General features: G+C 65.2%; 8 protein-coding genes and 1 pseudogene. 3 read left to right on the forward strand and 6 right to left on the reverse strand.

From position 1 onward, the window contains the following. The 3 genes from K8V11_RS06115 to K8V11_RS06125 form a co-directional block, all read right to left on the reverse strand. Nucleotides 1–449 (reverse strand): putative Ig domain-containing protein (locus tag K8V11_RS06115; protein WP_303911708.1); only part of this gene is annotated, 449 nt, incomplete at its 3' end. Between the two features lie 433 nt (nucleotides 450–882). Further along, nucleotides 883–1,461, reverse strand: a complete 579-nt coding sequence (locus K8V11_RS06120; protein ID WP_303911709.1) for a hypothetical protein — start codon at nucleotides 1,459–1,461, stop codon at nucleotides 883–885. Nucleotides 1,462–1,961: 500 nt separating this feature from the next. Beyond that, nucleotides 1,962–3,305 (reverse strand): hypothetical protein, encoded by a 1,344-nt coding sequence (locus tag K8V11_RS06125; RefSeq protein ID WP_303911711.1) that lies wholly within the window; start codon nucleotides 3,303–3,305, stop codon nucleotides 1,962–1,964. Nucleotides 3,306–3,864: 559 nt separating this feature from the next. On the opposite strand from K8V11_RS06125, the gene K8V11_RS06130 reads away from it, so the two are divergent. Beyond that, a complete protein-coding gene (locus K8V11_RS06130) occupies nucleotides 3,865–5,040 on the forward strand; it encodes a hypothetical protein (RefSeq protein ID WP_303911713.1) in 1,176 nt (391 codons plus the stop codon). 37 nt (nucleotides 5,041–5,077) lie between these two features. Here the strand turns inward: K8V11_RS06130 and K8V11_RS06135 are convergent, their stop codons facing one another. Then, nucleotides 5,078–5,446, reverse strand: coding sequence for a DUF4229 domain-containing protein (locus K8V11_RS06135; RefSeq protein WP_303911715.1), 369 nt, complete (start codon nucleotides 5,444–5,446; stop codon nucleotides 5,078–5,080). 81 nt (nucleotides 5,447–5,527) lie between these two features. Between K8V11_RS06135 and K8V11_RS06140 the strand changes: the two genes are divergently transcribed. After that, nucleotides 5,528–5,764 (forward strand): hypothetical protein, encoded by a 237-nt coding sequence (locus tag K8V11_RS06140; protein WP_303911716.1) that lies wholly within the window; start codon nucleotides 5,528–5,530, stop codon nucleotides 5,762–5,764. Here K8V11_RS06140 and K8V11_RS06145 read toward each other — a convergent pair. Then, a complete protein-coding gene (locus K8V11_RS06145; protein WP_303911717.1) occupies nucleotides 5,761–6,375 on the reverse strand; it encodes a dTDP-4-dehydrorhamnose 3,5-epimerase family protein in 615 nt (204 codons plus the stop codon). The two genes, K8V11_RS06140 and K8V11_RS06145, sit on opposite strands and share 4 nt — an antisense overlap. A 7-nt stretch (nucleotides 6,376–6,382) precedes the next feature. Further along, the gene (locus tag K8V11_RS06150; protein ID WP_303911718.1) at nucleotides 6,383–6,967 is read right to left on the reverse strand and encodes a hypothetical protein; all 585 of its coding nucleotides are present in this window, start codon (nucleotides 6,965–6,967) and stop codon (nucleotides 6,383–6,385) included. Between the two features lie 70 nt (nucleotides 6,968–7,037). On the opposite strand from K8V11_RS06150, the pseudogene K8V11_RS06155 reads away from it, so the two are divergent. Next, nucleotides 7,038–7,335: pseudogene (locus K8V11_RS06155) on the forward strand (hypothetical protein); the annotation flags it as partial.

Below are 7,335 nucleotides of genomic sequence, written 5' to 3' on the forward strand. Positions count from 1 at the left end.
TCGCCCTCGGCGCCGATCGTGATCGACGCACTGGCGGTGTTTTCGCCCGATTTGACGGTGATGGCGCTGACGCCGGCTGCAGTCGGAGTCCCCTCGATTGCCTTCGTCTCTTGGTTGTAGTTCAGCCCGTCGGGAAGCCCGTCGATGGTGATATCGCTGGCGTCGACCATCCAGCTGTACTCGCCCGAGACATCAAACAAGGCCGAGAGCGGGATTGAGACTTCCTCGCCGACCGTGCCATCGCTTGCGGCCGCGCCGTTTGCGTCGGCACCTGCCTCAAACGAGGACGCAGTGGACTGGGTGAGGGCGACATTGTCGCCGTCGCTGATCGGATTGACTGCGACGAGCGTGCCAGCGGCGAGCGCGACAACGGCGGTAGCGGACAGAGGGACGAAGTACCGGCCTCGGGTCGTGGCACGACCCCGAGAGCGGACGAAGCGAGCTCGCATAGTGTGCGTGTTCCTTCCGGTGATGAGGTCTGTGAGGCAGCAGGTGTGCGCGAAGCCGATCGGACGAAAGGCCCCCTGCGGCAAGACACCCCGCCGCAGCAACACTGATCACTCTAGTCACACGAGTCACACAAACACAACTAGTAACATTGATCTATTTTTGTCACTTCCGTAACATTTATCGCCTGAGCTGGGCTTTCCATATAAACCGGAGCTGAACAAAATCGCCCCCACGGGGGAATCTCGCACAGCCTCGTTAAGTCGGCGCCAGATTCACATCGCCTCACGCACCACCACCAGCACCGCGGGTCAGACACAAAACGACCGCCCTCCCCTGTCCAAAAAGGGAAGGCGGTCGCTCCATTTATAAGGCGGCAACAAACGCCGCCGACGCTCGCCCGAAAGCAGGCAAGGCCTACTTCAAACCAAGTTCCTAGTTCGACTCGGCGCTCGTGCTGGTGGGCACCGTCGAGGAAGCGCCCTCGGTGTCGTCCCCCTCGGCGTCATCGTTCTCGGTGTCGCCACCCTCGTTCTCGGCCGACGTAGCGGTGGTGGTGGTCTCGGTGGTGGTTTCTTCGGTGGTCTCCGGGTCCTCGGTCATCTCGCCACCGAGGATCACGGAGCAGATCGGCCCCTCGAGGGAACCAACGCCAAGCTCGGAGACGTCGACACCGGCGGACTCGAGCGGGTTGTCGATCGAGTCGAGCCCCTTGAGCAGAATGTCCTTCACAAAGCCCGGAAGGGAAAGGCCTGCGTACGGAAGGAGAGCTTCGACGGAGCCGCCGAGCGAGGGGAGCTCGCAGGACTTCTCGGCAGGATCAGCGCTGATGCCGTCGAGCGACCCACCGCCGAGCGAGCCCTCGTCGCCGGCTGCGGACTCGGCGTTCAGCGAACCGGTGGCCGCCTCGTCGGGCTCCTGCGCAACGGCGAACGGCGCGATTCCGGCGGTAAGCGCGGCAGCGGCGGCGATTGCGAGGCCTGCACGACGAACGTTCAAGCGGTTTTCGCTCATGGGTGGTCCTTCCAAGGATCAAGTGTTTCGGGGATTACAGCCGCCACCGACGTCGCCCTTGGGCGGCGCGCAGGATTAGTGCACACGTCAGCAAACTGTGTTGCGGCTCGCAATTACCTTAGCCCTTCTTAGCCGAATCACAGTAGTTCGTGATGGCAAATACATCCGCACGTCCGCACAGAATTTCCCTCGTCAGACGCGCTTCGCTCCATCGTCGCAGGACAACTCAACCAGCTGCGCTATTTCCCGTGCCACATTCCGGCAGGGTTAAACATCCGGACACCAAATCGTCATCCCAAATTTCACCGTAACCTTAACGGCGCTTACTTTCTGACGTCGGACGCCACACTCCTCCCGGCCTCGCTAATGCCCCTGCAGGTAGAGGCGATAACGCGCACGCAGCACGAAAATAGCCACGTGCCCGGCGTGCTCGAGTGGTGTTCTCGAACGCGCCGGGCACGTGGGGCAAGGGTGCTGGGCTCTAGGACCCGGCCCGCCTGTTAGCGGGCTCCGTCGGCCGGGACCTGTTCCATGATGTCGCTGGCGAGCTTCATGAGCTCCATCAGCTGGGTGCCGTCGCCCCCGAGGAGCGAGTCGATCGTCGTGGTACCTCCGGCAGCCTGAGCGCCTGCGGTTTTCACACCGGATTCGGCCTGCTGGGCGTCGGCGCCCTGGCCCTGCTGGGCGTCGGCGAAGCCGGCAGCGCTCTCGAGGATCGAACCCGTCGCCCCTCCCGCGTCACACACGGAGCCGTTTCCGGAGGATGCGGTGTTGAGCACGGTCGGCAACAGCGTGCCGAGGACGGAGGTGATGATCGAGGTGATCATCCCCGAATCGTCCTGCTCACCGACGGCGACCGGGAGGAACTTCTCCAGGCCCGCCGTCAGGTCCTCGGTTTCGCAGGTCTCGGGACCATCTTCGCCGCCAGTGGATCCCTCGAGCGATCCGGATCCGCCGAGCATGCCGTCGGTCAACGACCCGGTTGCCTCGTCGAGGTCAATCTCGGTGCCCTCGTCGTTCTCGGAATCGGTTCCGTCTTCGCCGAATGCTTCCTCCTCGGTCGGGAACTTCGGGCTGGTGGACTCCGACGTCTGGTCGTCGGACTCCGCGTCGGTCTCGGTCTTGGGCGTCGACGACGGCGTCGAGGACTCCTCATCCGAGGTGCCCGACTCGTCGTTAGCGCCCTTCTCGGTTTCGGACGACGGCGACGTGGTCGTCGTGGTCGACTCGGCGTCGTCAGTCGCTTCCGCGTCCGCTGACTTGTCCTGGCCGTCGGCTTGCGACTTTGCTTGCGTCTGGGCCTGGGCCATTGCCTGCGGCTTGGCCTGCCCCTGGCCGCCGGCCTCGGTCTCGCCCTCACCCGTCGTCTCTGATTCGCCGGACTTCTCGCCCTCGGCGCCGTCCTTGCCATCCTCGGAAGGCTTCTCGGTTTCAGTCGGAGCGTTGGGCTCCTCGCCGCTAGGCGCGGCCACCATCAGCTGCACCTCCTGCGTGGAAGTCTCCCCGCCCGAGGACACCTCGACTCGCACGTTGTAGAAGCCGGATTCGGTCGGCGTTCCCGTGATGTTCCAGCCATCCTGCTTGAGCCCCTCTGGCAGCCCGTTGAGCTTGAGGGTCGTGCCCTCGGGAACCTCTTGACCGATCTGGGCCTCGACGAGCTTCTTCAGGTCGATATTCACCTCTTGCCCCTGCACGAGGGACGCGCCCTCTGCCTGGACGAGGTGGACGTCGTCGGTGGAGACATCGGGAGTGGTCGCGACGAATCCGACGCCGGCCACGAGCGCGACCGAGGCGGCGGCGCCGACGAGGGCAGTGCGGAGACGAGGCGTGGTACGACCGCGCATGAGGTGTTCCTTTACGTTGCGAGATATCTGGAAGCTGGGGATATCGGTGTCTTTCGGGGCATCGGACGTGGCGTGTCCGGAGGAGCAGCAGGCCGAAATTCTTGCCGGTTCCGGCGCTCCCCTGGGGTTCGTCGTTATGAATACCCCAACGTTCGGTAACTCTAATCACAGCTTTCACATTTGTCACGACCGCAACACCAGAAACAGCAACTCCGACGTCATACATAACGATTTTTCGCGCCGACGTGCACGGTGTGGCTTTGGCCACGTGGGAAAACTCACCGAATTTATGACGTCGTACGTGCCGAATTCTCAGGCGGATCTGCGCGCCCCAGCGTCCTCGCATCGCATTCGGGGCTAACGACGGTTTCCGCCGTGCCACCTGGGGTTTCGGGGCGTAGTATCGAGGGGCGGTTCGAAACTTCTCCGCACCCGGCCCCTCCCCCTCCTTCCTGAAAATCGCCTGGGGCACCCACTGAGGGTTCGGCAAATTTACGCGCCCTGGGTAGACCTATGGTTTCGAACTTGCAACACTATTGTTATGAACTTTCGTCGGATATTGCTCACTGGTGCAGCGCTAAGCTCGGCCGCGGCGCTTACTGCGGCATGCTCGAATTCCGACGATGTCGTCCTCACGATTCCCACGACCGATTCGGCAGTGTCGGGTAATGATGCTGGTCAGCGAGGCGACGAGAACAAGGGCGGCGAGGACGATGGCCGTTTCATCGCCCGCTGCTCCACCGAGGCCGACGGCGATGGATTCGCCGGACAGACCTTTTTCACCGATGGTTCGTCCGATTTCTCCGACTACTGCCTGCAGCGTTTCTATAGCGGTGTCCAACCCGCGCCGGGCGCGGTGTACGTGCCCCGGGAGGACCGCGAGAATCCCAGCCGCGAGTCCGAGCAGTCCGCCCAGGGCCGTTCGGGTGAGCAGTCCGGCGGCAGCGAGTCACAGCCGCAGCAGGTGCCCACCGAGGGCCAGGTGCTCGCCGAGGGGCAGAGCGGCCGGAACCAGAACATCACCGAGGGCACGTCGGGCCAGCAGACCCAGACCGAGCAGGGACAATCCGGCGTGGGCGCCGAGCAGAATCGTCCCGATAACTTCGGCGCGGCCAACGCCGGTTCCCCGAACCAGCCCGGCAACGAGAACACCGGCGGAAACGACCAGGGCGGCAACAACAACACCGGCGGAGACAACACCGGCGGTAACCAGGGTGGCAACAACACCGGCGGTAACAACAACACCGGCGGCGAGAACGAGGCCGATGGCGGCACCCCGACGACCCAGCCGACCACGCCCACCTCGCCGGGGCAGGGCGGCAACGACAACGAGAACAACACCACGGTGCCCGGGCTCCCCGGCGTGACGATTCCCTCGCTGCCCAGCACACCGGAGACGACCCAGCAGCAACCGAGCACCCCGGAGACCACCGGCGGTCAGCAGGGTGGTCAGACACAGACCCAGACGCCGACGCAACCGAGTCAGCAGCAGGGCGGTCAGACCCAAACCCAGACGCCGACGCAGACTCAGTCGCCGCAGGGTACGGGTTCGACCGAGCAGCAGACTCCCACACAGACACAGCCTCAGCAGCCGCAAGGCACGGTCGAGGACACCTCCGCTCCTTCGAGCGACAGCCTCGGCGGACTCGGCGTTCCCGAAATCCCGCAGTTCCCCCAGTTCCCGCCGCTTCAGGTTCCGGACGTCGGCGAAGTACTCAACGGCGTCTCGTCCTAAAGGAGACGGCTCAGGACCCCAGCCGGAACGGCGAAGCCTATTCCGACATCCTGCGGCGCAGGTCTTCCTTCTTGGTGCGGCGACCGGAATCGACCGCGGCGATGTCTTCGTTAATGCGGCGGCTCCAGCCGCGTAGCAGGTACGTGGAGATCGGCAGCGCGAGGATGATCGCGATGAGCCCCGCGACGAGCAGCGGCACGGGCTGGCCGAGAACCAGGTAACCGATCCCCTCCATAATCGCGACGAGCACGAGCACGATCGCGATGCGCGCGAGTGTGAAAAGCAGGAGGTTGCCGGCGAGACGCTTCTTCGGCGAGCCGTCTCCGGCCGCCGAACCGGCGCCGGTCGCGCCCTTGCCCGCGTTCTTGTCGCCGGGATTCTTGCCTGCAGCCGTGGACTCGCTCATGGTCTCCAGAATACGTATCGTGGAAGGCAGATCGGGCCGCAGGGGTACATGCGGCGGCCCTCAAGGAGGTGGAACGACGAGATGTTCTGGGTCATCGTCTTCCTCGTCGTCGTCGCGATCGCGGCGACCTACGTCATCATCCGCATGCGGGACGCCGCGCGCGCCGAGAAGGCGCTCCGCCGGCCTGCCGCCCCGGACGATGACCAAGAATTCCTACGCGAGGTGCAGGACAAGCTGCTCCGCGACGAGCGCGAGAGCGGCGAGCACCCCGAGCACCCCGAGCGCCCCGAGCGCCCCGAGGACGGTCCTACCCGCTAGGGCAGGTACTTCTTCGAATCCTCCCACGTGGGCAGCCGCCCGTCGGCGGCCATCTCCTCTAGGCTCGGCGCACCGCGGTCCTTCTCGCTTAGCTCATAGTCGAGCACCGATCCGTCGAGCGACATCACCGGCCATTCGATTCCCAGCGCGGGGTCGAACGGGTCGATCCCGTGCTCGGCGCCCGGGTTGTACGACTCGGACACCAGATAGGACACCGCGGTATCCGGCTCTAGCGCGAGGAACCCGTGCGCGAGCCCCTCGGCGAGATACACGGAATTGCGGCGCTCGGAGTCGAGGGTCACCGATACGGCATCCCCGTACGTCGGCGAACCGGTACGAATATCGACGATGACGTCGAACGCCGTTCCCTGCACGGCCGTCACGAGCTTGGCTTGTCCCGGAGGAACGTCGGCGAAGTGCAGGCCGCGCAGTGCCCCTTCGCGCGAGACCGAGAGGTTCGATTGGGCGACGCGGAACTCCACGCCGATGGCCTCCGCGAGCCGGGGCGCCGAGAACGTCTCGAGGAAAATCCCACGTGCGTCGTCATAAATGGCGGGAAAGAGCTCCCACGCGCCGGGTATGTGCAGGCTTCGGGTTTCGAGCTGTGCCATTCGCGCGCTAGCCCCGCATGGCGTCGATGAGCTGCGGCAGCGTCCACGGGCCCACGCGCACGGACTCGAGCGCGGAGTCGTGGAACTCGTCCGAGCCCTCGAACGTCGTGGCGACGGCCTGGAACACGTAGGTCTTGCCACCCGCGTTCCAGCCGGCGAGCATCGAGGAGGTCTTGGTCTCGCCGACCTCTGCCTTGTACTTGCCCGCGAGGTAGCGGTAGACGACGGGCACCTCCTTGCCGTCCTGCCCGTAATCGGACTCGCCGGCGAGGTCCTCGTCGGTGGTCCAGCCCTCGAGCTGCGCGGACGTGTCGACGACGAGGTCGACGAACTCGCCCGGATCGGCCTCCGGGGACACCGCGGAGATGAGCACCATGAGGTTCGGCGTGACCGGCTGAACCTTGCCCTGCAGCGTGATCTCGCGCGCGCCCGGCGGGTAGGCGAGGATGCGCTGGAACTCCGAATCCAACGGCGGCCCGACCGGCTGCCACGGGTCGACGGCCTCGATGGTGATCGGCTCGCCTGCAAGGTGTTCGACTTTGGCGCGCTCCATCGTGCGGCCCGTGCTCTGAAGGAATTCCTGCAAGTTCATGAGTTCGAGGTTAATGGAGCTGGCGCGATTGCGTGAAGAGCCCCGCGCGGGCGCATAGTGGATGGAAGTGATGTCCTCTGCACCTGCTCCCCCGTCGCGGCGCGCCCGGTTCGGCCGCCCCACCGCGCTTCAGCGGCTCCTCATCGTGACCGTCTTGTTCGCCGCGACGTTCGCCGCACTGCGTGTCGTGCTCGCCTATCGAGCGCTCGAGCTCGGCGCGTCGGCGGCGCAGATCGGCATTCTCGCCGCCGCGTTTTCGTTCCTGCCGATGTTCGTCGCCGTGTCCTCGGGACGAGTGATCGACAGGCGGGGCGCTCGCGGGATGCTCGTCGTCGGCCTCGCGCTCACGGTGGTCGCCACCGCCGGCG

This window comes from Dietzia timorensis, from assembly GCF_020742175.1.
GTDB lineage: Bacteria > Actinomycetota > Actinomycetes > Mycobacteriales > Mycobacteriaceae > Dietzia > Dietzia timorensis_A.